This is a genomic window from Parageobacillus sp. G301 (genome assembly GCF_030268025.1).
Lineage (GTDB): Bacteria > Bacillota > Bacilli > Bacillales > Anoxybacillaceae > Parageobacillus_B > Parageobacillus_B toebii.
In genome coordinates this window covers 1,578,532-1,604,754 of record NZ_BSDB01000001.1, presented here as the reverse complement: position 1 = coordinate 1,604,754, position 26,223 = coordinate 1,578,532, and the positions used below count along the sequence as shown (strand labels likewise).

The 26,223-nt window shown below is 42.9% G+C and carries 30 protein-coding genes and 1 riboswitch; of the genes, 19 read left to right on the top strand and 11 right to left on the bottom strand.

Annotated features, from left to right (window positions below):
• Positions 1-150 precede the first annotated feature (150 nt).
• Positions 151-1,350 carry an MFS transporter gene (locus QSJ37_RS08160; RefSeq protein WP_483313584.1) on the top strand — a complete coding sequence of 400 codons (1,200 nt, stop codon included), beginning with the start codon at positions 151-153 and terminating at the stop codon, positions 1,348-1,350.
• Positions 1,351-1,411: 61 nt separating this feature from the next.
• Here the strand turns inward: QSJ37_RS08160 and QSJ37_RS08155 are convergent, their stop codons facing one another.
• Positions 1,412-2,596 carry a class I SAM-dependent rRNA methyltransferase gene (locus tag QSJ37_RS08155; protein WP_062679179.1) on the bottom strand — a complete coding sequence of 395 codons (1,185 nt, stop codon included), beginning with the start codon at positions 2,594-2,596 and terminating at the stop codon, positions 1,412-1,414.
• A 156-nt stretch (positions 2,597-2,752) separates the two neighbouring features.
• Here QSJ37_RS08155 and QSJ37_RS08150 point away from each other — a divergent pair, with 156 nt between their 5' ends.
• The 14 genes from QSJ37_RS08150 (at position 2,753) to QSJ37_RS08085 (ending at position 14,810) form a co-directional block, all read left to right on the top strand.
• Complete coding sequence (locus QSJ37_RS08150; protein ID WP_285754789.1) at positions 2,753-3,067, top strand: YbjQ family protein; 315 nt, start codon at positions 2,753-2,755, stop codon at positions 3,065-3,067.
• Positions 3,068-3,135: 68 nt separating this feature from the next.
• Positions 3,136-3,243, top strand: a riboswitch (TPP riboswitch).
• A 109-nt stretch (positions 3,244-3,352) separates the two neighbouring features.
• Positions 3,353-4,048 carry a thiaminase II gene (gene tenA, locus QSJ37_RS08145; RefSeq protein WP_285754645.1) on the top strand — a complete coding sequence of 232 codons (696 nt, stop codon included), beginning with the start codon at positions 3,353-3,355 and terminating at the stop codon, positions 4,046-4,048.
• Positions 4,035-4,622: an ECF transporter S component gene (locus tag QSJ37_RS08140; RefSeq protein ID WP_285754644.1), complete on the top strand. Its 588-nt coding sequence runs from the start codon at positions 4,035-4,037 to the stop codon at positions 4,620-4,622. Before tenA ends, QSJ37_RS08140 begins: the two co-directional genes overlap by 14 nt.
• 19 nt (positions 4,623-4,641) lie before the next feature.
• Positions 4,642-6,093 carry an ABC transporter ATP-binding protein gene (locus tag QSJ37_RS08135; protein ID WP_285754643.1) on the top strand — a complete coding sequence of 484 codons (1,452 nt, stop codon included), beginning with the start codon at positions 4,642-4,644 and terminating at the stop codon, positions 6,091-6,093.
• 13 nt (positions 6,094-6,106) lie between these two features.
• On the top strand, positions 6,107-6,889 hold the full coding sequence (locus QSJ37_RS08130; RefSeq protein WP_285754788.1) for an energy-coupling factor transporter transmembrane component T family protein: 783 nt from the start codon (positions 6,107-6,109) through the stop codon (positions 6,887-6,889).
• A gap of 16 nt (positions 6,890-6,905) precedes the next feature.
• The gene (gene tenI, locus QSJ37_RS08125) at positions 6,906-7,514 is read left to right on the top strand and encodes a thiazole tautomerase TenI (protein ID WP_285754642.1); all 609 of its coding nucleotides are present in this window, start codon (positions 6,906-6,908) and stop codon (positions 7,512-7,514) included.
• 42 nt (positions 7,515-7,556) lie between these two features.
• Positions 7,557-8,687: a glycine oxidase ThiO gene (thiO, locus tag QSJ37_RS08120; protein WP_285754641.1), complete on the top strand. Its 1,131-nt coding sequence runs from the start codon at positions 7,557-7,559 to the stop codon at positions 8,685-8,687.
• Positions 8,687-8,890, top strand: coding sequence for a sulfur carrier protein ThiS (gene thiS / locus QSJ37_RS08115; protein WP_012749311.1), 204 nt, complete (start codon positions 8,687-8,689; stop codon positions 8,888-8,890). The genes thiO and thiS overlap by 1 nt, the downstream gene beginning before the upstream one ends.
• Before the next feature lies 1 nt (position 8,891).
• Positions 8,892-9,659: a thiazole synthase gene (locus tag QSJ37_RS08110; protein ID WP_062679187.1), complete on the top strand. Its 768-nt coding sequence runs from the start codon at positions 8,892-8,894 to the stop codon at positions 9,657-9,659.
• Positions 9,656-10,681, top strand: coding sequence for a thiazole biosynthesis adenylyltransferase ThiF (locus tag QSJ37_RS08105; RefSeq protein ID WP_285754640.1), 1,026 nt, complete (start codon positions 9,656-9,658; stop codon positions 10,679-10,681). Before QSJ37_RS08110 ends, QSJ37_RS08105 begins: the two co-directional genes overlap by 4 nt.
• 460 nt (positions 10,682-11,141) lie before the next feature.
• The gene (locus QSJ37_RS08100; RefSeq protein WP_285754639.1) at positions 11,142-12,410 is read left to right on the top strand and encodes a hemolysin family protein; all 1,269 of its coding nucleotides are present in this window, start codon (positions 11,142-11,144) and stop codon (positions 12,408-12,410) included.
• Between the two features lie 146 nt (positions 12,411-12,556).
• The gene (locus QSJ37_RS08095; protein ID WP_285754638.1) at positions 12,557-13,369 is read left to right on the top strand and encodes an amino acid ABC transporter substrate-binding protein; all 813 of its coding nucleotides are present in this window, start codon (positions 12,557-12,559) and stop codon (positions 13,367-13,369) included.
• Positions 13,356-14,057 (top strand): amino acid ABC transporter permease, encoded by a 702-nt coding sequence (locus tag QSJ37_RS08090; protein WP_285754787.1) that lies wholly within the window; start codon positions 13,356-13,358, stop codon positions 14,055-14,057. The genes QSJ37_RS08095 and QSJ37_RS08090 overlap by 14 nt, the downstream gene beginning before the upstream one ends.
• 18 nt (positions 14,058-14,075) lie before the next feature.
• The gene (locus tag QSJ37_RS08085) at positions 14,076-14,810 is read left to right on the top strand and encodes an amino acid ABC transporter ATP-binding protein (RefSeq protein WP_285754637.1); all 735 of its coding nucleotides are present in this window, start codon (positions 14,076-14,078) and stop codon (positions 14,808-14,810) included.
• 57 nt (positions 14,811-14,867) lie between these two features.
• On the opposite strand, the gene QSJ37_RS08080 is transcribed toward QSJ37_RS08085, so the two are convergent.
• Complete coding sequence (locus QSJ37_RS08080) at positions 14,868-15,077, bottom strand: alpha/beta-type small acid-soluble spore protein (RefSeq protein ID WP_285754636.1); 210 nt, start codon at positions 15,075-15,077, stop codon at positions 14,868-14,870.
• Positions 15,078-15,321: 244 nt separating this feature from the next.
• Here QSJ37_RS08080 and QSJ37_RS08075 point away from each other — a divergent pair, with 244 nt between their 5' ends.
• Positions 15,322-15,564 carry a hypothetical protein gene (locus QSJ37_RS08075; RefSeq protein WP_285754635.1) on the top strand — a complete coding sequence of 81 codons (243 nt, stop codon included), beginning with the start codon at positions 15,322-15,324 and terminating at the stop codon, positions 15,562-15,564.
• A 64-nt stretch (positions 15,565-15,628) separates the two neighbouring features.
• Here the strand turns inward: QSJ37_RS08075 and QSJ37_RS08070 are convergent, their stop codons facing one another.
• The 3 genes from QSJ37_RS08070 to QSJ37_RS08060 form a co-directional block, all read right to left on the bottom strand.
• Complete coding sequence (locus QSJ37_RS08070; protein WP_285754634.1) at positions 15,629-16,741, bottom strand: ABC transporter ATP-binding protein; 1,113 nt, start codon at positions 16,739-16,741, stop codon at positions 15,629-15,631.
• 171 nt (positions 16,742-16,912) lie between these two features.
• Complete coding sequence (locus QSJ37_RS08065) at positions 16,913-17,815, bottom strand: PucR family transcriptional regulator (protein WP_285754633.1); 903 nt, start codon at positions 17,813-17,815, stop codon at positions 16,913-16,915.
• A gap of 100 nt (positions 17,816-17,915) precedes the next feature.
• Positions 17,916-18,104 carry a hypothetical protein gene (locus tag QSJ37_RS08060; RefSeq protein ID WP_285754632.1) on the bottom strand — a complete coding sequence of 63 codons (189 nt, stop codon included), beginning with the start codon at positions 18,102-18,104 and terminating at the stop codon, positions 17,916-17,918.
• Between the two features lie 104 nt (positions 18,105-18,208).
• Here QSJ37_RS08060 and QSJ37_RS08055 point away from each other — a divergent pair, with 104 nt between their 5' ends.
• The gene (locus QSJ37_RS08055; protein ID WP_285754631.1) at positions 18,209-18,613 is read left to right on the top strand and encodes a hypothetical protein; all 405 of its coding nucleotides are present in this window, start codon (positions 18,209-18,211) and stop codon (positions 18,611-18,613) included.
• Here the strand turns inward: QSJ37_RS08055 and QSJ37_RS08050 are convergent.
• Genes QSJ37_RS08050 through QSJ37_RS08035 form a run of 4 tightly spaced genes read right to left on the bottom strand, consistent with a single transcriptional unit; the run spans position 18,570 to position 23,247 of the window.
• On the bottom strand, positions 18,570-19,745 hold the full coding sequence (locus QSJ37_RS08050) for a YheC/YheD family endospore coat-associated protein (protein WP_285754630.1): 1,176 nt from the start codon (positions 19,743-19,745) through the stop codon (positions 18,570-18,572). The genes QSJ37_RS08055 and QSJ37_RS08050 overlap by 44 nt on opposite strands.
• Positions 19,742-21,091, bottom strand: coding sequence for a YheC/YheD family endospore coat-associated protein (locus QSJ37_RS08045; RefSeq protein ID WP_285754629.1), 1,350 nt, complete (start codon positions 21,089-21,091; stop codon positions 19,742-19,744). Before QSJ37_RS08045 ends, QSJ37_RS08050 begins: the two co-directional genes overlap by 4 nt.
• The gene (locus tag QSJ37_RS08040; protein WP_285754628.1) at positions 21,088-22,152 is read right to left on the bottom strand and encodes a YheC/YheD family endospore coat-associated protein; all 1,065 of its coding nucleotides are present in this window, start codon (positions 22,150-22,152) and stop codon (positions 21,088-21,090) included. Before QSJ37_RS08040 ends, QSJ37_RS08045 begins: the two co-directional genes overlap by 4 nt.
• A gap of 6 nt (positions 22,153-22,158) precedes the next feature.
• Positions 22,159-23,247, bottom strand: a complete 1,089-nt coding sequence (locus QSJ37_RS08035) for a YheC/YheD family endospore coat-associated protein (protein WP_285754627.1) — start codon at positions 23,245-23,247, stop codon at positions 22,159-22,161.
• Positions 23,248-23,506: 259 nt separating this feature from the next.
• Here QSJ37_RS08035 and QSJ37_RS08030 point away from each other — a divergent pair, with 259 nt between their 5' ends.
• Together QSJ37_RS08030 and QSJ37_RS08025 are read left to right on the top strand one after the other, a co-directional pair.
• Positions 23,507-23,860, top strand: a complete 354-nt coding sequence (locus QSJ37_RS08030) for a YlbF/YmcA family competence regulator (RefSeq protein WP_285754626.1) — start codon at positions 23,507-23,509, stop codon at positions 23,858-23,860.
• Between the two features lie 190 nt (positions 23,861-24,050).
• Positions 24,051-24,914: a Cof-type HAD-IIB family hydrolase gene (locus QSJ37_RS08025; RefSeq protein WP_285754625.1), complete on the top strand. Its 864-nt coding sequence runs from the start codon at positions 24,051-24,053 to the stop codon at positions 24,912-24,914.
• Between the two features lie 61 nt (positions 24,915-24,975).
• Here QSJ37_RS08025 and QSJ37_RS08020 read toward each other — a convergent pair whose 3' ends face one another.
• Both QSJ37_RS08020 and QSJ37_RS08015 read right to left on the bottom strand, forming a co-directional pair.
• Positions 24,976-25,857 (bottom strand): IS3 family transposase, encoded by an 882-nt coding sequence (locus QSJ37_RS08020; protein WP_285753359.1) that lies wholly within the window; start codon positions 25,855-25,857, stop codon positions 24,976-24,978.
• A gap of 8 nt (positions 25,858-25,865) precedes the next feature.
• Positions 25,866-26,162 (bottom strand): transposase, encoded by a 297-nt coding sequence (locus QSJ37_RS08015; RefSeq protein WP_285753360.1) that lies wholly within the window; start codon positions 26,160-26,162, stop codon positions 25,866-25,868.
• Positions 26,163-26,223: the final 61 nt, after the last annotated feature.

Genomic DNA, 26,223 nt, shown 5'->3' with positions numbered 1-26,223 from the left:
TTGATAAGGGGATATATTGGGGTAAATTGGCTTTATGAATGATAGCGAAAAAATAAGCTGAACATATTTTTATAAATTTCCAATAAGCTTTTTACATAAAAAATTTATCTATTTATGTTACACTAAACTGTATTGAGTGTTCGGTTTAAAATGAATGATTGGAGGGAGCTTGCGGTGGGGGAACCACAAAGTCAAACGATCATAGATGCGAATAAGGAAAAAATTTGGACAAAAGATTTTATACTCATTTGTTTAGCTAATTTTTTTGTTTTTCTTGGATTTCAAATGACATTGCCGACGATTCCGTTGTTTGTCGAGCATCTTGGCGGCAATGACCAGCTGATCGGTTTAGTGGTCGGGATTTTCACATTTGCGGCATTAATGGTGCGGCCGTTTGCCGGGCATGCGTTAGAAACAAAGGGGCGGCGTTTTGTATTTTTGTTAGGGCTTGCGATCTTTGTCCTTTCGGTCGGATCGTACAGCTTTATTGCGAGCATTTTTTTGTTGTTTATGATGAGGGTCATTCAAGGCATTGGATGGGGGTTTTCGACTACTGCCTCCGGAACGATTGCCACGGACATTATCCCTGCCAGCCGGAGAGGCGAAGGAATGGGGTATTATGGACTATCAGGGAATTTAGCGCTCGCTTTTGGGCCATCTATGGGGTTATTGCTCGCCGGAATGTTGTCATTCCGCCATCTTTTTTTGATTTGTGCCGTTTTAGGTTTGGCGTCACTATTGTTTGCTTCGAATATTACATATAAAAAAATCGGACAGCCGCAAGCGCAAGCGCGTAATAAGTGGGATATTTATGAAAAAAGCGCGCTAGAGCCTTCAATTTTGCTATTTTTCCTTACGGTGACATTTGGAGGAATTGCCTCATTTCTGCCGCTATATACTGCACAAAAAGGAATTTCAGGAATTCAATGGTATTTCTTGCTATATGCGCTTGCGTTAATGGTAACAAGAACGTTTGCCGGCCGGTTGTATGATAGAAAAGGCCATCAGGCGGTGTTTATACCAGGTGCTGCACTGATTTTCATTGCAATGTTATTGTTGGCTTGGCTGCCAAGCAATGTGATTTTGTTTACCGCAGCAATTCTTTATGGGTTAGGATTTGGAACGGTGCAGCCAGCGCTGCAAGCATGGTCTGTGGAAAAAGCGGCAAAAAACCGAAAAGGAATGGCAAATGCGACCTTTTTCGCCTTTTTCGATTTAGGGGTCGGAGTAGGAGCGATGGTTTTTGGGCAAATTGGCCATTGGTTCGGTTACTCTAGCATTTATATAACTGCCGCACTATCCGTGTTGATTTCTATTAGCTTTTACTTATATATTTTGCATAAAAAATAAAACGCTTAGGACTGTCATACAGTCCTAAGCGTTTTTTTGTTTAGAAAATGGAACCATTTAGCTATCTGCGCGAATGCACTTCATAAATGGCAAATTTTAAATAGTCGCCTTCATCGGCAGCAAGCAGCTTCGGATGATCGTAGCCGGCGCCGCTCCAGTACACTTGCCGCAAAATTTTCTTCGCATCAAACGCCGCTTCTTCGATCATCGCTTGGAACAAATCAGCGTGAACATGGTACGAGCAGCTCGCTGTGACGAAAAAGCCGCCATCTTTGACAAGCTTTAAGCCGTTTAAGTTAATGTCTTTATAGCCGCGCAGCGCTTTCGGAACGGCTTGAGCTGATTTCGCAAACGCCGGCGGGTCAATGATGACAACGTCCCATTTCTTTCCATCGCGAACCGCTTCGCGCAAATAATCGAATGCATTGGCGACGACAAAATCGACGTTGGTAAAGCCATTGAGTGCGGCGTTGCGTTTTGCTGTTTCAATGGCGTGTTCGGAAATATCGACCGCAGTGACGTGTTTCGCACCATATAAGCACGCATTGAGCATAAACGAGCCAGTATGGGTAAAACAGTCGAGCACTGTTGTATCGCTGTTAATGAGCGGTTTAATCGCCGCGCGGTTTTGTCTTTGGTCGAAGAAAAATCCCGTCTTTTGCCCGTTTTCAATGTCGACGATATATTTGACGCCGTTTTCTTCAATCAGCACTTCCGTTTCCGACTGGCCATACCAAAAGCCTTTTTCTTGCTCTAGCCCTTCTAGCTCGCGGACATACACGTCATTGCGCAAATAAATCGCTTTTGGCTTAAATACTTCAAGCAAACCGCGCAAAATCCAGTCTTTCCGTTTTTCCATCCCGAGGGAAAGAATTTGAACGACAAGCACGTCTTCGTATTTATCGACGATCAGCCCCGGTAAAAAGTCAGCTTCACCGTAAATAGCGCGGCATGAGCGAACGCCGGGAATCATTCGCTCACGATACTCCCATGCTTTGCGGATTCGGTCGACAAAAAATTGTTCATTTAGCTCTTCATCAGGATTTTGCGTCAAAACGCGCACAATGATTTGCGATTTCGGGTTAATATAGCCCTTTGCCAAAAAGTAGCGTTGATGATTATATACGTCCACAAAATCGCCCGGTTCAAAGTCTCCTTCAATATAATCGACTTCGCTTTGGAAAATCCATGGATGTCCTTGTTCCAGCCGTTTTTTTCGCTTTCGTTTTAAAAATACGTTTGCCACGTTCTCCACTCCATTATGATATAGTCGTTTGCTTTTTCTATGATACAGAATTGCGGACAAAGACGCAACGCAGGCAAGTTTGTCGACATTTGTCAGGACTATTTTCTTCTAAACAGAATAACGATAAGCATAGATGAAAAGAAAAGAGGGATTATGATGATTATCGCAACGACGGACTATGTACCAGGAAAACAAATAAAAGAGTATATCGGATTTGTACAAGGAAATACGGTACAGTCAAAACATATCGGCAAAGACATTATGGCTGGTCTGAAAACGATTGTCGGCGGAGAAATCAAGGCGTATACTGAAATGATGGACGAAGCGAGAAAAATTGCGATTGAACGCATGATAAACGAGGCGAAACGCCAAGGAGCAAATGCGGTAATCGACGTAAGAGTCGCTACAGCGGCAATTATGGCGAATACGTCGGAAATTTTGGCATACGGTACGGCGGTCATCGTGGAATAGTAAAAAAGGGTTGACAACGATATTCACCGTGATATGATATTCTCAAATAAGAAAATTTCATAGCGTACGCAATCCACTAGGGGGGCCTTTAGAAAGGCTGAGATCAAAGTGTGCCTTTGAGACCCTTAGCACCTGATCTGGGTAATGCCAGCGTAGGGAAGTGGAGTGGCGTGGCGTAGTCGTGGATTTTACTATGTTTTTTCGGCGGCTAGTGTTCAACACCACTTTCTTTACGCTTTTGTAAAGGAAGTGGTGTTTATTTTTTATAAAAAAGGGGGAGACAAAATGTCATTTGCGATGGAATTGCGGAAAAAGGCCGATCCGATCTGGCAGGCAAGCTTTCGCCATCCTTTTGTGAGAGAGTTAGGGGAAGGAACGCTAGACCTTACTCGTTTCCGCTATTATGTGATGCAAGATGAGTATTATTTGCACCATTTTGCGAGAGTCCAGGCAATTGGGGCAGCGAAGTCTCCAGATGCAAAGACAATCGCGAGCATGGCGCATCATGCTCAAAGCACATGTGAAGCAGAATTATCTTTGCATGAAACGTTTGCCGGTCTGCTTGGGATCACGGAGGAAGAAAAAGCGTCATTTATTCCGGCGCCGACCGCATACGCGTATACGTCGCATATGTACCGGGCTGCGTATGAAGGGCATTTAGGTGATGTGATTGCGGCGATTTTGCCGTGCTACTGGCTTTATTATGAGATTGGCGAGAGACTAAAAGACTGCAAGCCAAAAGAGCCAATCTATCAGAAATGGATTGGAACATATAGCTCCGAATGGTTTCGCAGCTTAGTAGAAGAACAAATCGCCCGTTTGGATGAGATCGCGGAAGCAGTCACTGAATCCGATCGCAAACGGATGGAACAGCATTTTCTTATTAGCAGTGAATATGAATACGAATTTTGGGAGATGGCATATCGCCTAGAAACATGGCCATCAGCAGGAAAGGAGATCAAAGAACATGTCAGCAACTAAAGGATTGAAGCTCGTTGATATTTTAACGACAATCGTGATTTCTGTCGTTTTTGGGATCATTTATAAAATTTGGGGGCCGTTCTATTACTTTGTTAAGCCATTTGGTTTTCATATTGATCAACTCATTTACGGCATGTGGTTTATCGCCGCATCGGTGGCATATTTGCTGATCCGCAAGCCAGGTGTTGCGCTGTTAGCGGAAATTGCTGCTTCTTCTGGAGAATTTATTATGGGCTCAGAGTGGGGGCTAGAGGTGCTTATTTACGGAGTTGTTCAAGGGCTTTTGGCGGAAGTGGTGTTTGCCGCGTTCCGTTATAAACGGTTTGACGCATTGGTCGTGTCGTTAGGAGCGATTGGCGCGACGATTGGTTCGCTTGTGATGGATTTTTATAAAGGGTATATTGAATCGCTGGCGCCTTGGAACTTGGCATTATTCCTTATTGCCCGCTTTATTGGCGCAGTGGTGATTGCCGGTGTTTTTGCCGTTTCTTTAGTAAAAGCGTTAGAAAAAACTGGTGTGACGCAAATGTTGCGCCCGGCTTCGAAAGAAGATTACGACGCGCTTGATCGTTGAAAAGGTGGCGTGTGAACCGATGAAACCGATAGCATCTGTTGAACGGCTGCGCTTGAAATTTCCTGGAAAAGATACATTGCTATTTAAAGATTTATCGATCACGTTTTACGAAGGAGAAAAAGTATTGTTGCTCGGTCCATCCGGATGCGGAAAATCAACATTGTTGCAAGTGCTGTCCGGCTTGATTCCGCATTCGATCGAAGTTCCGATGAAAGCAGAGCGAGTGCAGCTTCCCGATAATTGGGGCTACGTCTTCCAAGATCCCGATTCGCAATTTTGCATGCCGTTTGTCGATGAAGAAATCGCCTTTGCGCTCGAAAATATCGGTGTGCCGCGCGAAGAGATGAAAGAGCGGATCGAGAAGCTGCTAGAGACAGTTGGTCTTTTTGTAGAGCCGCATACCGATATTCATACGCTATCGGGAGGAATGAAGCAACGGCTCGCCCTTGCTTCCGTATTGGCGTTAGATCCAGATGTACTGTTTTTGGATGAACCAACGGCAATGATTGATGAAGAAGGAACGGAAGCGATTTGGCGGACGGTGAAACAAATTGCCCATGATAAAACGGTCATCATTATCGAACATAAAATCGATCATATACTCGATTTTGTCGATCGGATTATTTTATTTAATGATAACGGCGAGATCATTGCTGATGATAAAGCGCAAACGGTGTTTTCCGATTACAAAGATATCATTGCCTCACAAGGAATTTGGTATCCCGGTGTATGGGATGAATATATAGCGAAGCGGCAACGCCAGCGAGTGAATGTTCGCCAAGAGGAAATTATCCGCCTTCGCGAGTTTCAAGGCTATCGCCTGCGCGATGTTAAAATACGCGTGGAAGAAGCGACTGTACGCGCAGGAGAATGGATTGCCATTACCGGCAAAAACGGCGCCGGGAAAAGTACGCTCTTGCATGCGCTGATGAAGCTCATTCGCACAGACGGGACGTATGAGTTATACGGAAAAGACAGCAAACGGTTGAAACAGCTTCATCGTTTGATTGCATTTGTCTTTCAAAATCCGGAATTTCAGTTTGTTACTAATTCTGTACGAGAGGAGATTGCTTATTCGCTTCGTTTAGAAAAAAGAGAAGAAGCGGAAATTGCGGAAACGGTCGAACAATTGCTGCAGAGATTCCACCTTCGAAAACAGCAAAATCAGCATCCATACCAGCTTTCCATGGGACAAAAGCGTCGTTTAAGTGTGGCTGCTTCGATCGTAAGCGGACAGCAAATTTTCCTGCTCGATGAACCAACGTTTGGGCAAGATGCAAAAAATACGTTTGCGCTGCTTGAGTTATTGGAATCGTATCGAGAGCAAGGTGCAACGATTATGATGGTCACCCATGATGAGAACATCGTCAAATATTTTGCCACAAGAAGATGGGTGATTGAAGACGGACAGCTGGTGAAAGATGAATGGATTTCGCCTCATCCATCCAAAACGGCTGTGCTGTCCGTGTAGGGAGGTACAGATGATGAAATGGAACATTCATTATCGAGAAACATGGCTGCATCATACGAATCCGAGCTTAAAGCTTATGGTGCTCATTTTGTTGTTTATCGTTGTTTTATTCGTACACAACCCAAATGTTTTAATCAATTTTTCGTTTGGGCTTCTCTTGTTATTTATGCTGTATACCGGCTATCCGTGGAAGTTTTTGCTGCTATTGTTTTTGCCGTTTTTTCTTGTATTTGTTTCGACCGCGTCATCGATGATTTTGTTTGGTGAAGGTTCGACGACATGGCTTCGCTGGGGGCTTATCCATGTGACGGAAGAAAGCTTTTTGCGCGGAATGCATCTCGGGTTTCGAGCGCTCTCGTTCGCGCTCCTTGGGCTTTTGTTTTCCCTAACGACAAGACCGGTCCGCTTATTTTATTCGCTGATGCAGCAGTTAAAATTAAAACCAAAATACGCTTACAGCTTTTTAGCAGGCGTTCGTTTAATTCCGATTATGATCGAAGAATTTCAAACTGTAAGAAACGCGTTAAAAGTACGAGGGGTTGTCAATAACGGATTGTTCGAAAAAATGAAGCGGTATGCGATTCCGCTTTTATCACAAAGCATCCGCCGTGCCCAGCGCATCGCTGTTGCGATGGAAGCAAAGCGTTTTTCCAACAGCGCAGAGCGAACGTTTTATTATGAAATCGGGTTTAGCAAATATGATATTGTGCTTGTTGCTGTTTTTATCATAGTGACGGCAGCGGCTTATTATGCCGGGATTTATTATCCGTACATTCCGGTGGAAGATGTGCGGTAGAAAGCAAGGGATCAGAATGGAAAGACAACTTCATATCATTTCAACAGGAAAACAGTCTTTAGACCAGTTCGTTGCGATTTGTGCCCGCGTTCATCCATATGTAGACGCGATTCATGTGCGGGAAAAAATGAAAACAGCAAGGGAAATTTCCGAGTTTCTTACAGCGTTAATCAAGCAAGGAGTGCCGCCTAGAAAAATCATCGTGAACGACCGAATTGATGTGGCGGTGGTTTTTGGAGTAAAAGGAGTCCAGCTTGCGCACCATAGTTTGTCTGTGAGGCAAGTAAAACATCATTTTCCTTCGCTATCTATCGGTTGTTCGGTTCATTCGATCGAGGAAGCGATGAAAGCGGAAGAAAGCGGTGCTGATTATTGTATATACGGCCACGTTTTTGCGACTGGAAGCAAAGTAGGGGTACCGCCGCGCGGAATAGAATCATTGCGAAGTGTCGCCAATCACGTGAATATTCCTGTTATCGCGATCGGCGGCATCCATTCCAATAATGCGGAACAAGTACTGAAAGCTGGTGCGCACGGGATTGCCGTTATGTCAGCGGTATTTTTTGCCGACGATCCTGTTGGCGAAGCAAAGAAACTCGCAAAAATTGTGAAGAAAATGGTATGAATGTGGAGGAAATCGTTAGGAAAAAGAGAAGAGGGGATTTAAATGGAACGTTACCATTACGACGTTGTGATTGTTGGCGGCGGAATTATTGGCGCTTCTATTGCTTTTCAGTTGGCGAAACGTCATTTTCACGTCGGCGTGCTTGAAAAAGGGTGGATTGCGAGCCAATCATCAAGCGCGGCGGCAGGAATGCTTGGGGCGCAATCTGAATTTTTCGAAGAAAGTCCGCTTATTCCTCTTGCGATCAAAAGCAGGGACATGACCCCTAAGCTTGCGGAGGAATTAAGGGAACTTACCGGAATCGACATTGGGCTTGTACAGAAAGGCATGTTGAAAGTGGCGGTGACCGAGGAAGAAGCGGCGGCCCTCCGTCGCCATTACGAATTTTGGCAGCATACCGATTATCCAGTACGCTGGCTGTCGATGGATGAGGCAGCGGAAATAGAGCCGAATGTTTCCCGCGATTTAGCGGGCGCAATGTACATACCATCAGACGGACAAGTGAGCGCTTCTGATTTCGCTGCCGCTTTTGCGAATGCCTCGATTGCCTATGGAGCAAAGTGGCATGAGTATACGGAAGTCATCGATTTACAACGAGCAGATTATTCATACATGATTCGCACCAATCATGGAACGATCGCAGCCGATGTTGTGGTTATTGCGGCAGGAGCATGGTCTTCGCGTGTTCTTGCCAAAACGGGCATATCGTTGCCGATGTATCCAGTCAAAGGGGAATGTCTTCTTGTAAAAACAGAAAAACCGTTAATTCAAGCGACCGTATTTGCGAAAAACGGTTGTTATATCGTTCCAAAACGAGGAAATCGCCTGTTGATAGGGGCAACTTCGACACCGCACACATTTGACCGAAAAGTATCGATTCATGGAATCATGAGTTTGCTTGAACGTGCGCATCATCTTCTTCCAGAAATGAAAAATGCGGAATGGGAAAAAGCGTGGAGCGGCATCCGCCCGCAAACGAGCGATGGCTTGCCATACATAGGGGAGCATCCGTGCTATCCGAATGTATGGATCGCGACAGGTCATTACCGGAACGGAATTTTGTTAAGTCCGATCACCGGCGTATTATTAGCCGATCTCATTGAAGGAAAAGGAAGCGAGGTCGACCTTGCTCCGTTTTCACTTACAAGACATCAAGCAAAGGTGGGGAAGTGATGGAACTCATTATTAACGGCGAATCGATTCATGTTCCAGATGAAGTGAAAACAGTTAGCGACTTGCTTGCCCATTTTCAGTTAAACAACAAAATTGCGATTGTCGAAGTAAATTTAACGATTATCCCAAAACAGCAATATGAAACAACAACATTATGTAATGGCGATAAAGTAGAAATCGTTCATTTTGTAGGAGGCGGTTGATATGTTAAAAATCGGGCCATATGAGTTTCAATCAAGATTGTTGCTAGGAACAGGAAAATATCCAGACTTGGAAGTACAAAAGCAAGCAGTGGAAGTGTCAGGTGCGGAAATTTTAACGTTTGCTGTTCGACGCATGAACATTTTTGAACCAAACCAGCCTAATTTTTTGGAAAATTTAGATCTTGCAAAATATAAACTTCTTCCAAATACAGCGGGGGCGAAAACGGCGGAGGAAGCAGTGCGAATCGCTCGGCTCGCCAAAGCGTCGGGATTATGTGATATGATAAAAGTAGAAGTGATCGGCTGTGAGAAAACATTGCTTCCAGACCCAGTTGAGACGTTAAAGGCAACAGAGATATTGTTGGAAGAAGGATTTATCGTTCTTCCATATACTTCTGATGATGTTGTGCTCGCAAAACGTCTGCAAGAGCTTGGCTGTCATGCGGTTATGCCGGGGGCTTCGCCGATCGGTTCCGGACAAGGCATTGTCAATCCGTTAAACTTAAGCTTAATTATTGAACAGGCAACTGTCCCGGTGATTGTTGATGCTGGAATTGGCAGCCCGGCGGACGCGGCGTTTGCAATGGAGCTAGGTGCTGATGGTGTGTTGTTAAACACTGCTGTTTCTGGTGCAGCCGATCCGGTCAAAATGGCAAAAGCAATGAAACTTGCTGTGGAAGCCGGACGCCTTGGTTATGAGGCAGGTAGAATTCCAAAAAAACGGTACGCAACAGCAAGCAGTCCAATGGAAGGAATGAGTGTCGTTTGATTGAACGGTATTCTCGACAAGAGTTATTTGCGCCAATTGGCGCAGAAGGACAAAAAAAGATCATGCGGAAACATGTGCTTATTATTGGTGCGGGGGCGTTAGGAACAGGAAATGCAGAGGCGCTTGTGCGGGCAGGCGTTGGCAAAGTCACCATCGTTGACCGCGATTATGTCGAATGGAGCAATTTGCAACGTCAGCAATTATATAGCGAAGTGGACGCAAAAGAACGTATCCCAAAAGCAATTGCTGCAAAGCGGCGGCTTGAAGAGGTAAATTCTGATGTCGCAATTGATGCCATCGTCGGCGATGTAACGGCACAAGAGCTTGAAGAGCTTATTACAGAGCGAAAGCCCGACCTTTTGATTGATGCGACAGATAATTTTGATATACGTATGATCATTAACGATGCCGCGTATAAATATCACATCCCGTGGATTCACGGCGCGTGTGTCGGAAGCTATGGCATTAGTTACGCGTTTATCCCAGGGAAGACCCCATGTTTTCACTGTCTGCTCGAAACGGTGCCAGTAGGCGGTTTGACATGTGATACAGCAGGAATTATCGGCCCTGCTGTGCAAATGGTCGTCGCCTATCAAGTAACGGAAGCGCTAAAAATTCTTGTTGAAGATTGGGCGGCGCTGCGCAATAAACTTGTGTCGTTTGATTTATGGAAAAATCAGCATACGGCGATTCGCATTGATCAAGTGAAAAAAGAAGATTGCCCTACTTGCGGCACTCATCCATCGTATCCGTACCTTTCTTATGATCAACAGACAAAAACAGCGGTATTATGCGGACGAAATTCCGTACAAATTCGCCCGGCTGCGCCTCGAAACTACAACTTGCAAGAGCTGGCTGAATTATTTGTCAAACAAGGATTGCCCGTAGATGTCAACCCGTATCTTGTCTCTGTATCGCTTGGAGAGCGACGGCTTGTTGTCTTTCAAGACGGACGCGCGCTCATTCATGGGACAAAGGATATTCAAGAGGCAAAAACGATTTATTATCGCTATTTAGGCTAGGAGCTTCTATTATGAGAAGCTCTCTTTTTGTGTTTGTAGCTTTGCCAAAAGGATTGTCGATTATCCTTTTTTATAATAAAGTAGTAAGTATTACCTTTCTCACTTCACAATAAAATGCAAGGGGAAAGAATGAATTTGTCAAAAAGTTGTATAAAATGTCTTACGTATTGAGAAAATTATTGTGTTAACATAACAATGGGGATGATTATCGTTAGGAGGGGCATTTATGGAGGAATTATCCGTAACGTTAAACATTGCTTCATTGCTTGTGCTGATATATTTTATCGGTTCAAGCATCATCGAGTCATAAAAAGCTGCAGGGATCATCCTGCAGCTTTATTATATTTTAGACGATAGGCGTTTTGTGAATAGGCTTTTTGTGAAAAATTTGATATAATATAGTAAATACAATGGATAATACTAACAAAGTACGTTTTTTATTTAGGAGAGTGAAGATTCTTTGGGAGAGTTGCCTCTGAGTCTGTTAGGGTGGTTTTTTCTTTGTATCGTGTTAGTTGCCTTCTTTTCTTCGGTGGAAGCCGCATTTTCTTCAGCGAATAAAATTCGCTTGAAAAATTATGTGGAAGAAAATCACCGTGGCAGCAAGCGAGTAAATTACATTATGGAAAACTTAGATCGCGTCTTATTGACGGTGCTTGTTGCAAACAGAGTCACAAGTATTGTTGCTGTTGCGTTTTTAGCAGATATTGCGACAACGATGCTTGGTGAGCGTGCAGGTCTTATTGCTGCGATTATTGTCATGACCGTGCTTCTTTTAATCTTCGGTGAAATTTTGCCAAAATCGATTGCGAAAGAGCATGCGGAATCGCTATCGATTCGTTATGCCGGAATTGTTTACGCATTGATGAAACTGCTTTCACCCATCACGACATTATTTAATGCTGTCAAAGAGCGCGTAGCGAAATGGTTTACGAATGGAACGGTTGTTCCAGCGGTAACGGAAGAGGAAATTAAAGTGATGATTGATTTAAGTGAAGAAGAAGGCATTATTGACAACAAAGAAAAAGAATTAATTCACCGTTCGCTCGATTTTGATGAAATTTTAGTTGGAGAAATTTTTACGCCACGGTCAGATATGGTCGCTGTGGAAGTAAATCAGCCGATCGAAGCAATTCGCGATGTTTTTCTTGAAGAAAAGTACTCCCGTATACCGGTGTATGAGGAAGATATTGATAATGTGATTGGCATTTTATCGGAAAGTGACTTTTTTAGTGAGCTTGTACAACAAAAAGATATAAACATTCGCGCGTTATTACGCAAGCCGCTGTTTGTCATGGAATCAATGAAAATTTCTGATTTGTTGCCGGAACTTCAAAAAAGCAGAGTGCATATGGCAATTGTCATTGATGAGTTTGGAGGAACAGCAGGATTAATTACGCTTGAAGACATTATTGAACAAATTGTTGGAGAAATATGGGATGAGCATGATGAAGCAGTAAAAAATATTCAACAAATTGATGAAAACAGTTATGAATTTAACGCTGAACTTCCGCTTGATGAATTTTGCGAAATAATGAAAATTGATGCACCGGAAAGCTCTTCCCATACGTTAGGCGGTTGGATATTTGAAATGTTTGAACGCGTGCCGAATGTCGGCGAAACGCTGCATTATGGTCCGCTTACTTTAACCGTACGACAAGTCGAAAATCGCAGAATTAGGAAAGTACTTGTTTCATTAAATGAGCCGCCGTTAGTGGAGAATATGTAAGGAGCGAGATGCTCCTTTTTTTTTGGCTACAATTGAATATTGCTTTGGCGCTTATGCTCTTTTTACATTTGACATCTTATACAAACTTTTTTATTATGACATATGTCGCTAAAAACCAATCGGAATGATGGAGGTTCGAAAAATATATGAAAAGATTTTTTCTCAAAAGTTTGCTTCTTTTGTTGACAGCTTCGATATTGTTGTTGGCCGCATGCGGCAATCAGCAATCCAAGGAAAAGTCGGGCAAGCAAGAAACCGACTTGTTAGCGCAGGTGAAAAAATCGGGAGAATTGCGAATTGGAACAGAGGGAACATATCCGCCGTTTACGTTTCATGATAAAAGCGGAAAGTTAACCGGTTTTGATGTGGATTTGGCAAGAGAAGTAGCGAAGCGTCTTGGCGTCAAGCCAGTGTTTATGGAAACACAGTGGGATGCGATGTTCGCGGGATTGGACGCAAAACGTTTTGACATGATTGCCAATGAAGTCGGAATTCGCAAGGACCGGCAAAAGAAATATGATTTTTCTGATCCGTACATTACATCTATGGCGGTGTTAGTCGTTCATAAAAATAATAATAAAGTATCTAAGTTTGAAGACATAAAAGGGTTAAAAGCGGCACAATCGATGACAAGCAATTTTGCTGATTTAGCACGGTCTTACGGAGCACAAATTGTCGGTGTGGAAGGATTTAATCAAGCGGTCGAGTTGTTAAGCTCTAAGCGGGTGGACGTTACCATTAACGATAATCTGTCTGTTCTTGATTTCTTAAAACAAAAACCAAACGCGCCAATTAAAATGGTGGCAAAGCATAAGGACGCATCACAAAGCGGATTTATGTTCCGCAAAGGCAGTGACACATTGGTGGAAGCAGTGAATAAAGCGTTAGAGGACATGAAAAAAGACGGAACATACGCAAAAATTTCAGAGAAATGGTTTGGTGAAGATGTATCTAAGTAATGTGATGGCAGACCCTGAAAGAGTAGACAGATTGATATCCATTGCACAAAGTTCCCTTCTCCCGCTGGTGAAGGGGGCTTTGTATAATACGATTCCATTGACGATTATTTCGTTTATCATTGGATTAATATTGGCGATTGCGACGGCATTGGCGCGCATTTCCGGAGTGAAAGCATTAGAAATAATCGCGAGAATATACGTATCCGCCATCCGCGGGACACCGCTTCTTGTCCAGCTGTTTATTATCTTTTACGGCCTGCCGAACATCGGCATTACGATTCCTTCATTTCCTGCGGCCATCATCGGCTTTTCGTTAAACGTTGGCGCGTATGCTTCAGAGATTATTCGCGCCGCTATCTTATCCATTCCGAAAGGGCAGTGGGAAGCGGCGTATTCGTTAGGAATGACGTCGGGGCAGGCGCTGCGCCGGGTAATATTTCCGCAGGCAGCGCGCGTTTCGATTCCGCCGCTGTCAAATACGTTTATCAGCTTAGTAAAAGATACATCGCTTGCATCGCTCATTCTCGTTTCGGAAATGTTTCGCAAAGCACAAGAAATTGCCTCGACGAACTATGAATTCTTGTTATTATACACAGAAGCAGCAATCATTTATTGGATTATTTGCTTTCTATTATCGATTGTACAAAATCGAATCGAAGAGCGTTTAAATCGTTACATTGCACGATAGCGATAAGGAGATACGACGATGATTTCTGTTCAAGGCTTATATAAGCAATTTAGCGACGTAGAAGTATTAAAAGGAATCGATATCACGGTGGAAAAAGGGAAAGTAGTGGTCATTATCGGTCCATCGGGCTCAGGGAAGACGACGTTTTTGCGTTGTTTAAACGTGCTTGAAACGCCAACGAAAGGGAAAATTTCGATAGCAAATAGGCAGCTTGATTTTTCGAAGCCTGTGACGAAGCGAGAGATTCATGAATTTCGTCGCTTAACAGGAATGGTATTCCAAAGCTATAATTTGTTCCCTCATATGACGGCGCTTGAAAACGTCATGGAAGGGCCTGTCACGGTCAAACGAGAAAAGAAAGAGCGTGCGCGCGAGAAAGCGATTGTCTTGTTAGAGAAAGTGGGACTCGGAGATAAAGCCCATCATTATCCGTTTCAGCTGTCTGGAGGGCAGCAGCAGCGCGTCGCGATCGCGCGGGCGCTTGCCATGGAACCGGAAGTCATGCTGTTTGATGAACCGACATCAGCATTGGATCCGGAGCTTGTCGGTGAAGTACTGAAAGTCATGAAAAGTTTAGCAAATGAAGGGATGACAATGATCGTCGTCACTCATGAAATGAGGTTTGCGAAAGAAGCAGCCGATGAAGTGGTTTTTATGGATGGGGGAATCATCGTGGAAAGAGGAGCACCGGAACAGTTGCTCGTTTCTCCAAAACATGAACGCACAAAACAATTTTTACAACTTATCGAGTAACAAGACAAAGCCCCAGGCAAGACGCCTGGGGCTTAAGCCATGTATATGAAGTTTTTATTAGCGAGCGCCGAATTGGCCGCCGATTTGTTGTTGCGCCATTGCTACAAGGCGTTTTGTAATTTCGCCGCCAACAGAACCGTTAGCGCGAGAAGTTGTGTCAGGGCCAAGATTTACACCAAATTCTTGAGCGATTTCATACTTCATTTGATCGATTGCTTGTTGCGCACCAGCGACTAGTAGTTGGTTAGAATTGTTGTTACGTGCCATTGTGGTCATCTCCTTGTTTAAAGTTTTGATGGCTGGGTTGGCTGGATTTGCACCAGCACCGCATGCTGTTATAAGCATGCCGCCAAACTAGGCTGAACCCAATATTGTTTGCTAATGGTACTAATAGTTTGAGACGTTTTTCTTTCATTATTCATTTCTTTTTTATGGAAATTTTTAACGTTTTACAGTTGGGGATATTAGGGAATACGTAAAATAAGGTATTGTTTTAGTAGGAGGAAACATCATGAACATTTGCCCGCTATGCAACGGATTACGTAATGTGGCAGTGCATTGTTCGCACTGTCAGAAGCAAATGGTGGACCAAGGAAAAATTACGGATTATTTTGATGATTACAGCCCGTATATGGATATTGATATGATGAAATTGGTCGATGGGTATCCAAAGACATTGATTCGGCGCGAATGCGTACATCTTTTTTATTGTCCGCATTGTAGCCAGGAAGAAGTGCGGTTTATTAAAGAATAGGCTCTAGCATCATCGCTAGAGCCTGTGCCAGTATTTATAAGAAAATAAGGGGGGAACGATGTCGTTATTTTTCATCCGCAGAACGGATTCGTTTTTCCGTTTCGACATCGAAAAAGTGTGCTTTGTTCATATCTAAAGCAAGGTCTAATTGGTCGCCTGGCTTGATTTCTGTGCGGGCGTTGATGCGCGCGACAAACTCTTGTCCATTAATATTGGAATAAATCATCGATTCTGCACCAAGCAGTTCGGCTACCTCAACGTGGGCGGTAATTTTCGTATTTGGCGATGCTTCAAGGAAGAGTGGTTCATCATGGATGTCTTCTGGGCGAATGCCTAAAATGACTTCTTTACCAATATAGCCTTGGTCACGAAGCACTTTCATTTTTCCTTCTGGAACGCTAATAGTAATATTACCAATGACAAACTTGCCATCTTGCAATGTTCCTTTTAAGAAGTTCATCGCTGGAGAGCCGATAAAGCCACCGACGAAAATATTTTCTGGTTTTTCATATACTTCTCTCGGTGTGCCAACTTGCTGGATGACACCATCTTTCATGACAACAAGCCGTGTTGCCATTGTCATCGCTTCCGTTTGATCGTGTGTGACGTAAATCGTTGTTGTTTCTAAACGCTGATGCAATTTAGCGATTTCGGAACGCATTTGTACACGAAGTTTTGCGTCCAAGTTCGAAAGCGGTTCGTCCATTAGAAATACTTTTGCGTCGCGGACGATGGCGCGTCCTAGTGCTACCCGTTGGCGTTGGCCGCCAGAAAGCGCTTTTGGTTTGCGATCTAAGTATTGCTCAAGGCCAAGAATGCGCGCTGCTTCACGGACGCGGCGCTCGATTTCTGCTTTTGGGAATTTTCGCAATTTTAAACCAAACGCCATGTTATCGTAAACGCTCATATGCGGATAAAGCGCGTAGTTTTGGAATACCATCGCAATATCGCGGTCTTTTGGCGCGACATCATTCATGCGCTTGCCGTCAATATATAAGTCGCCTTTTGAAATTTCTTCAAGGCCGGCAATCATTCGCAATGTTGTCGATTTGCCGCAGCCGGATGGACCGACAAAGACGATAAATTCCTTATCTTTAATATGTAGGTTAAAATCTTTTACAGCGATTACGTTGTTATCGTAAATTTTATAAATGTGCTCTAAACGAAGCTCTGCCATATTCTCACTCCCCCTATTAGAAAACGTTTTCAACTGCTTTAAGCGTACCGAAAATAGCAGGATTCGTAAATGGACAACATGCACAAAAAAAAGAGGGAGATTTCAGGCAAGATGACGAATAGACGGACTATGCGCTTGCCTCGTATGGTGAGTTCCCGGCTTCACTGTAGTTCAATTGTCCGCATATTGCTGCAATAATATCGCTAAATACACAGCGACCGCTCCTTTAAAATGTTTAATATCGATTCCTGTTTTTTCAATAAATTTATCAATGCGATATTGTAAACTGTTGCGGTGCATATATAACTTTTTTGCCGCTAAGGAAACGTTTAGATTGCATTGAAAAAACGTTTTGATGATATGAAGTGACTCGGCATCCAATGTTTCGAGAAAAGGAAGCGACTTCTTGATCATTTGAAGTTCCGAGGAACCATGGATAAGCAATAGCGGAATCATATCTTCCATCTGATATACCGTTTGTGTTGGCATATACGTTTGTGCTAGCTGGAAACATTGTTTTTCGTGGCAAAATAATTCATAAAGATGGTCATCATATGGATGGATGTGCCCGATAAATAGATGAATGGTGACATAAAAATCGGTAGATAATGTATCAATAATTTCAGCAAACGGCAAAGGATCTAGGGTTGGTTTTTGTTTTTTTTCAATAATGACACCTCGGTAATCGTGTTCCCAAACGATAACAATGTGTTCGGAAAACAATCCGCTGATGACATCGAAAAAATCATCTTTGTTGACAACAGAACCTTTTATGAAAAAATGAATAAAGCGATAATACGGGGAGTGGGAGGAAAGATGCTGCAGCAACGTTGAATCTCCATGCATGACCCAACGATGCCACGCCATTTCTTCATCGCTAATCGTACGGCTGACATCGGGAATCGGCGTGAGAAAAATCGATAATAGCTGTTTTTCCTGTTTCGATAGACGTTGTTTGCAAATTCCGATTTTATCTCCATCTTTCGTATAAAACCATTCATATGCATCAGTGTCGGCTACTTGTTCATTAATGACGATTGCATCCTTATAGTAGGATTTTAGCTGTTTGAGCATGGCGATGTTTCCTTTCTACATCTGAATGATTTCCTTTCACTTATTATACAAAAAGAAAAACCGATTTTCCCAATAAAAAGGAAAATCGGTTTTTGAATGGCTACGTTGTTTCATGAGGAGGTTCTTCTTTTGTTAAGTCGCGCGCTTCCTCGATGTTTACGGCATCACCGTGGCCGTGGACATAGCCCCCTGCCATTCCCTCATTGATCATACGGTCGATATCCATATAGTGTTCATCGCGTCCTTCATATTGAGAATCTTGATGATTCCGTTTGTTTCGTTCCGTCATAATGCGTTCCTCCTTGTTTTTTTGTAGTTTGTATTATAAAAGCATAGATTATTCGTATTCATCATATATATGTCAAAAAGCAGGACAAGCAAGGAGGGAACACGATGATACGCACGGTGAAACAACTGCTGTACATAACAAGAACATCAACGCAACTAGCAGAACAGATGGCAGAAATAGTGAGCGATGAAACGTGGAAACAACAATTTATTTTGTATTTAGAGGATATAACACGTCAATATAAGCTATGGCAATATATTCACTATTTACTTGCCGGGACATATGAAAAAAGCGACAATGAAAAAATTGTAATAGCTTCGGTTTCCGAACTGTTGTATGCGCTTTGTTCGAATGAATTAAAAAAAGGAATGTTGTGTCAAAAAGCAAGTGAGATGTTATCGGGAGCCGCACAAAAAGCGGCAGATCATTCATTACAGCAGGCCATTCAATATAGCCAGCTATTTTTTACGATGATAAAAAACCAGCTAGTTCATCAAATAGGGAAATAAGCTGTTTGGCACCATGGCGTTGAATATCTGGTTCGTCGAAAATCATCGGTTTGGCGTTCAGTTCGTACACGTACAATTGTCCATCTTTGCTAAGGCCAATATCCGCAGAAAACTCGCCAATAAAACCGAAATGCTTGTTCATTTCTTTCCCGCACTCGGAAATTAGGTTACATAAAAGGGCTTCATCGATCCGATGTTTCACTTCGGAATACGGCAGAAGTTTTCCGCCGTTTAGGACGTGTGTTGTCAGTCGTTGCACTTGCGCCATCCGCACACCAATGCCGCTGATTGCATAAGCGCCGTGGTGATAATGAACGAGAACACGCAAATCATACCGATTTCCTTTCCATGTATCAATGTCAATTGCTTGTTGGACAATATAGCGTTTCGATGAAAAAAGAGGAGTGAGTTCGTCAAGGGAAGTGAGTGTTTTTCGAACATTTATTTGTTCGTAAAGGATGTGTGTTTGTAAAGGAGAAGAAGTTAAGCGAAACAGCCCTTCTCCTTTTGCTCCTTCGTTTGGTTTAACGTATACACTTCCGTATATTTGCAGCATTTTTCGTATATCGTCCGTATCATGAACTAGAAGCGTAGCTGGCAAATGCGGGCGCAATTGGTCGTTTTTTTGTAATGTCTCGTATAATTCCCACTTTGTAAAAAAAGAACGATTAAAAAATGGAATGCGAAGGTTGTTTAAAAATGCGATGATTCGTTGGAATTCGTCTGTTTTTTCTTCTGATCTGCTTTTGATTCGGTTGTAAAAAACGTCGGGAAGAGGGGCGGTAACAGGCACCCACTGCCCGAGGTCGCGAACAAATACATATCCTTGAACGAATTTTTCATAGATAGAGCTAAATGGTAAAACGATAGCGATACTTCCCGCTTCTTGCAAGGAAGTGGTGATCAGCTCGATATATCGTTTTTTTCGTTTTAACAAAGCGGGAATGGAAGATTCGCTAATCATAATGCCGACAAGCGGTCCTACTTTTCCCCGCTGTTCTTTTACGTGAAATGAAAAAGACGGCAATTCGTTAGAAAAAGACAATGGATGTTGGTATCCAAAAACGCAGGTACGGCCTTCATCTTGATGAAACCATTGTTGTTTTTTTTCATTGTAGCAAATGATCGTCATGTGAATAACGCCTCTGGTTCATCAATTACTTTTTTACTTAAATAAACGGCGTACGCAAGAGAGAGCATCGCTGTTAGTTCATCATATCGCTTTAGCTTCGGATGTTTAAAAATGCATCGTCCCGGCTTCGAATTTGCTTCAAACATCCAAATCCGATATTGTTGGTCGATTCCAAGATCAAATCCGATTTCACCAATGTTCATCTGAAGCTGTTCCTCCAGACAACCGCTTAGGGTAAGAACGGTGTCATGAAGTTGCCTTATGATATGGTTGCGAGTGCTTCGATCTGGGAAAATTTCTTCGATCGTTTTTACGATGCCCCCATTGTTAATATGGGTCGTAACGCTTCTTTTTTCCGCGATTTTTGCAGCGATCGCGCTCACCTGCCAAACCCCTTCTTCGTTTTTATTTGTATGAACGCGAAAATCGAATTTTCTTCCGTTGACTTCCATGAGGCGAATCCCTTGTTGGATAATATATGAATCTAATTTTTTTTGTGAAAAAACGCTTTCCCACAAAGATGATAATGTTGGAAAGGTTTGCGACCGGTTAGTTCCATGTTCATCTCGAAATCGGCATTCATACTTCTTGTTTTTCTTCAAAAGATGGTAAATACCTAAACCGAGACTGCCGTTGGCGGGCTTTAAATATGCTTCGCCATAACGTTTTAAAAATTGATCGGCGGTCTCGATCGTAGGATAAAAAGACGTGTTTGGAAGGTACGGCCGGGATAATGGATGTTTTTCAAGCAGACGGTATATTTCCCATTTATTAAAAAAGTTTTCGTTAAACCAAGGGATTCCGTATTCTTTTTTTAATGTTTCTTTAATTGCCTGAAATGTTTCATCGTTTTCAATTCGACGGTTTGGCAAGCGATTATAGATAACGGTAGGAAACGGAACTTCATGCTGAATCCAACCTTTTTCTGTATAAAAATACCCCGTTATCGTTCCTTTCTCCCAATGAATATGATGAGCGCCAAAAACAAAAGCAAATCCACCGACTTTTTTCTCTTGTGAAAGCAGCTTCGCAAAGAAAAAGCTCCGTTTTCCCACCGGACGAAGCGGCGATTTCGTAAACCCTGCGGTAAAAATGCCAATGAGCGGACCAAGATGGACGGTGTCTTCAGTGAGAAATAGATGAATGTCGGAAGAAAATGGGATTTGTAAGCGTTTGGCAACATCGTTTGTGATAACGATATGTTTGTCTAAAACCGGGGACGAAACAAAGCGGCATGCGGTGGACATGCTTCCGAACGCGGCCATCGTTTGCCCGGAGAGCGAAATATCGGGCGGAAGATAAATCGTATTTTCTTCCGCCTCTTGTATCGTTAATGTATATTTCATGAGATATTCACCTCGTTTGCGAGAAACAGACAATAGCGAAGCGGTGCTTCGTAGACATCACAGTTTTCAGGAGTGAGTGCAGTAATAATTTTTCGGCCTGGCTTCGAATTCATATCAATGATCCATACAGCGCCTTCCTCAGTAATCCCGAGATCAAGACCTAGTTCAAACAATGGGCCAAATTGCTCTTCCAAGTAGGATGGCAACACGTTTGTAATCGTTTCGATTCCATCGGTGATAAAAAGGCGTTGTGGGGAAGAAACTTGGTTGATCCATTTCGAAAAATCGAAAATGGAAGCTCCGGCACTGACATTGGCAATCATTGTTCCAGGCTGCCCGATTCGCACCGCTCTGCCTCGTTCGCTCCATTTGCCTCGTTCGTTTTTTTGGAAGAGAAAACGGATATCGAACGGCTCGTTTTTCTTCGTCTGTAAAGGCAAAAACGGCTGAATAAGGTATGAGTTGTGTTGAAGTAAATCATTAATCCACCGTTGCAAATCGTTTTCTCGTCTGATATGGGCAATTGTTTGACCACTTGCATCTAAAATATGAAGTAAGTTCTTCATTTGTTTTATGACATAAATGCCCTTGCCGCGCGAGCCGTGTTCAGGCTTGCAAATAACAGCTTTTTCTTTCCGGATCATGCGCAGTACATCCATAGCGGATTGAAGATGTTCTGTTTTGGGAATATACGGGGAAAGCAATGGATGTTCAATGACCTTCTTGTACAATTCCCATTTGCTTGGGAATCCGTGTCCTAAAAACGTAATATCTGACCGATGTTTTAGCCATTGTACGATCGGTTTGCTTTTTTTCGAGCGGTCATCCGCACGATAAAAGCAACGGTCATATAAAAAGGAGGGAATGTCAAATGTGCTTTCTATCCATGATTGCTTAGTGTTATCAAATTGCAGGCCGCGCACTTTTTCCGTTAACGGGTCAATATCAAAAGGGGTAAAGCGGTATACGGTAATGCCATAACGATCAGCCCGCTTGGCAACTTCTGTGGAATACTTTACTTCTTGTTGATCATAGACGGTGACAAATCCAAGAGAAATCAATTGTACTCACTCCTTTTGCTCGATAAGCGATAAACAATAGTCAATAATCGCTTTAGCGGAAGGCCGAATAAGGCGATTTGACATTGCCATATCGGTCTGTTTGGATGGTTTTGTGTTTACTTCGATAATCCATGGTTTGTTTTCTTGGTCGATCGCTAAATCAATGCCGAACTCTCCATATAATCCGTCGGCTTCATTTGCTAATACGGAAGCTACTTCGAGCGCGATTTCTTTTAACAGCATTTTTTGCTGGAACGCTCTGTTTTGTTCATACCATTGCTGCAATACTGCATCTATTGAAACGATTTCCCCGCCGCGGGCAAGATTGGCGACAAATTGTTCTTGCTGGGCGACGCGTGCGATAGCGGATGTTAAGCGCCATTTGCTGTCATGAATGCGGTGGCATGACAGCCGGAAATCAACGGGACGTCCTTCCATCGTCTGGAGGGCAATGCCTTGCTGAATGATGGATGCTACCTTTATTCGTTCTTTCAAGACTGCAAACAATGCAGAAGTAGAAGGATATTGTTGCATCATATCTTTCATGAACGTGGAATAGTCAAGGCGAAACTCGCCTTCTGTTTTTTCAATGCGCAAAATATGGCGCCCTTGGCTTCCGTAAATTGGTTTAATAAAAACGACTGGAAATTGCTCAAGAAAGTCGTCGAGCATTTGTTTCTTTGTGAGTAACTCCGTTTTTGGCAAATACGGATGCAAGTACGGATGGTTCATCAAACATTCGTGCACTTCCCATTTATGCAAAAAACGGTGATTAAACATAAGAACATGTTCATCTTTTAGCTTTTGAATAAGACGTTCAAATAAGCTGGTTAATTCTACTTTTCGTGAATGAATGCGGTTATAGATCACTTTTGCCGGCGGGACTTCCGTTTTTGTCCATTCCCCATTGATCAACTGATAGCCAACTCGTTCATTTTCTAAGTACATCGATAAAGATGTAACATATAAAGTTAGGTGATGCTGCTTGCTATATTCCGCTAATTCCTTGCAAAATTCATGTATGGATCCAAAGTGAACGTGTGAGTCCGTATGAAAAATTTCTGTCATTACGGCGATAGCTTGGGGATGGTTCATTGTTCTCCCTCATTTGTGCTTTCGTTACACAAACTCTATTTCATATCGTATCGTATGATTTTCGCCTAATATTGGTGATTGCAAAACATACGTGAAAGGAGAGAAACATGGGGTGACTTGATGAACGGTGGAGTGACAAACACACTTGAAATCAAAATGCCGTTCCGTCCGGATTATCAAATTTTTGTTAGTCATATCGCTTTTTCTCGGCGCATACGTTATGATAGTGATACGTTACTTTTTTATAGGAGGCTTTTTTATGTCCAATCAACTCTATGTCCTTGCCGAGCAGCTGGAGCAGGCAATCCGTACAAGCAGTGATTTTCAACAATTAAAGCAGGCGTACGAAGCGGTGCGCCGCGACGAAACCGCGTATCGCCTATTTACGAATTTCCGCAACTTGCAAATGCGCCTTCATGAAAAACAGATGACTGGTGCTGAAATTTTACCGGAAGAAATCGAGCAAGCGCAAAAAGCGATGGCGCTCACCCAGCAAAACGAAAAGCTTGCCCAGCTGATGACGCTTGAACAACGAATGAGCATGGTTTTAGCCGATATTCAACAAATCACGATGAAACCGCTAGAGGAACTATATCGTTCATTCGCAGAATAAATGTGAACACTCGTATTGAGTGTTCTTTTTTTGTCCGTTTTATCATAGCTATGAAGTGATAGGAAGAAAAGCGGAGGCGAGCTGAAGCTAGACAGGGAAGAAAAGCGGAGGGCGAAACAATTCAAAAAGAAAAGAACGCCGAACGCAAAGAGGGGCAAGATTCAACTTTTTCGAAAAGGGGGAGACAGCGATGTACAAATTGCTTGCTCTCAATATTGATGGAACGATTTTAAAAAACAACGGCCGCCTGCAAAGGGAAACAAAAGAAGCAGTAGAATATGTGAAACGAAAAGGAGTTTACGTGACGTTAATGACGAGCCGAAATTTGCTCGCGGCACGGAAAGTGGCAAAAGCGTTAAAATTGGATAGCGAATTGATCACATTTCAAGGTGCAATAATTGGAAAATCACTAAAGGAAAAAATATTTGAAGCACTTATTCCGGAAGAACGGACATTTAACATTGTGCAGGTGCTTGAAAATTACAATTGCAACATTCGATTGATGCATGAGCGCTATTCGATCGGCAATCGGAACAAAGTGCAAAAAAATTTAGTCGTAAAAACGGTATTATCATCAGGCGATCCGTTTTTTTATCCGACGCAGTTTGTCGATTCGCTCGGCAATATATTGATGGATGAACCAGTGGCCGTTCCGAAAATCGATGTCTATTTTGCCAACGAACGAGAAAGGAATGAGGCCATGTCGGTATTAGCAAAAGCGTTCCCGACCATTGATATGATTATGCACCCAAATGAAAAGATCGAAATTGTGCCGCAGGGCGTGTCAAAACTCGCAGGATTGCAGCGCCTTGGCAATCATTTAGGGATTTCTTTAAAAGAAATGGTTGTAATCGGCGATGGTTTCGACGACATGCCAGCGATTGAAGCTGTTGGTCTAGGAGTTGCAATGGGAAATGCGCCAGCGGAAGTGAAAAAAGCAGCTGACTGGGTGACACGTTCGAACGAACAGCTCGGTGTCGCCTACATGATTAAAGAACATTTCCGCAAGCAGCTGCGACCAGAATTTCTGCGGAAATTAAAAATAAAACGATAAAGGGAAAGCTGGGATATATTGAAGTGACCCCTGTCAAGTAGACAGGAATAAAAAAGCACATTTAAGTAGCCTGAGTCCTATATTCATAAGGACTCAGGTTATTTAATTTCTTTTGGAAACGTTGATGGTTATAAAAACGAATATATTTGTGTACGGCATCCTTCACTTCTTCGGCCGTGCGGAATGAGTACAGATGAAAACACTCTGCCTTGAAATGGCTGAAGAAGTTTTCCATGCAGGCATTGTCCAAGCAGTTTCCTTTTCTGGACATACTGGCCTTTATATTGTATCTTTTTAGTAGGTTGTTGTATTGGCGGGATGTATACTGGAACCCCTGATCACTATGGAGGAGTAGTCCATTTACATTCCGTTTTTTTATGGCCTTTTTTAGCGTGTCGATGACCAGTTTGATGTCATTTCTTTCGCTGATATGATAAGCCACGATTTCATTATTGTATAGGTCTTTAATAGCGGACAAATAGAGTTTTTGCCCATTAAAAATTAAATAGGTAATATCTGTAACCCACTTCTCGTTTGGCTTTGACGCGTGGAAATCTCGGTTTAGATGATTGTCCGAAATCACATAAGGCTCTTTCTTTCCGTAATAAGGCCGTTTCTTCCGAATCACCGCCCGGATTCCCATCTCCCTCATCAGCCTTTGTACTCGTTTATGGTTGATATCCAGTTGGTATTTCCGTTTCAGCCAAACTTGAACCCTCCGATACCCGTAGATTCCTTTCACTTCTTCATGGCACTCTTTGATTTTTTCCTTTAGCTGCTCGTCTTCCAAGTGCTTCTGAGAAGGGCGTTCCTGTCGTTTTACCCACTTGTAATATCCGCTTCGAGATACGCCTGCTATCTCACATAATAGTTGAATCGAACCATAACACCCAGCCATTTCTTGAATGATCGCGAACTTTTTGTGAGCTGGTACGGCTTCCATCCCCCCTTTCACCTCTTTAAGAGCTTTTTTAGCATCTCTACTTCCGCCTCCAGACGCTTGATTTTCGTTTCAGGATCTTCCGGACGAGTTCTCGGTCTTCCTTTATTTGGTCCTTTTGCTTTGCCCCGTTTTTCCTCCAGACCTTGTATTCCTTCCTGTTCATAGCGTTTCACCCATCGACGTACCATGGAATGGCTAATTCCCAATTCTTTCGCCACCGTTTCGTATCCCATGCCCTCTTCCAAATATAAATCCACAGCTTTCTTTTTAAACTTTGTATCATATGTTTTTCGTATTTTCCCCATAGAAAAATCCCCTCCATAGTAGACAGATTAATTGGCTTTCTTTTTTCTGTCTACTATAAGG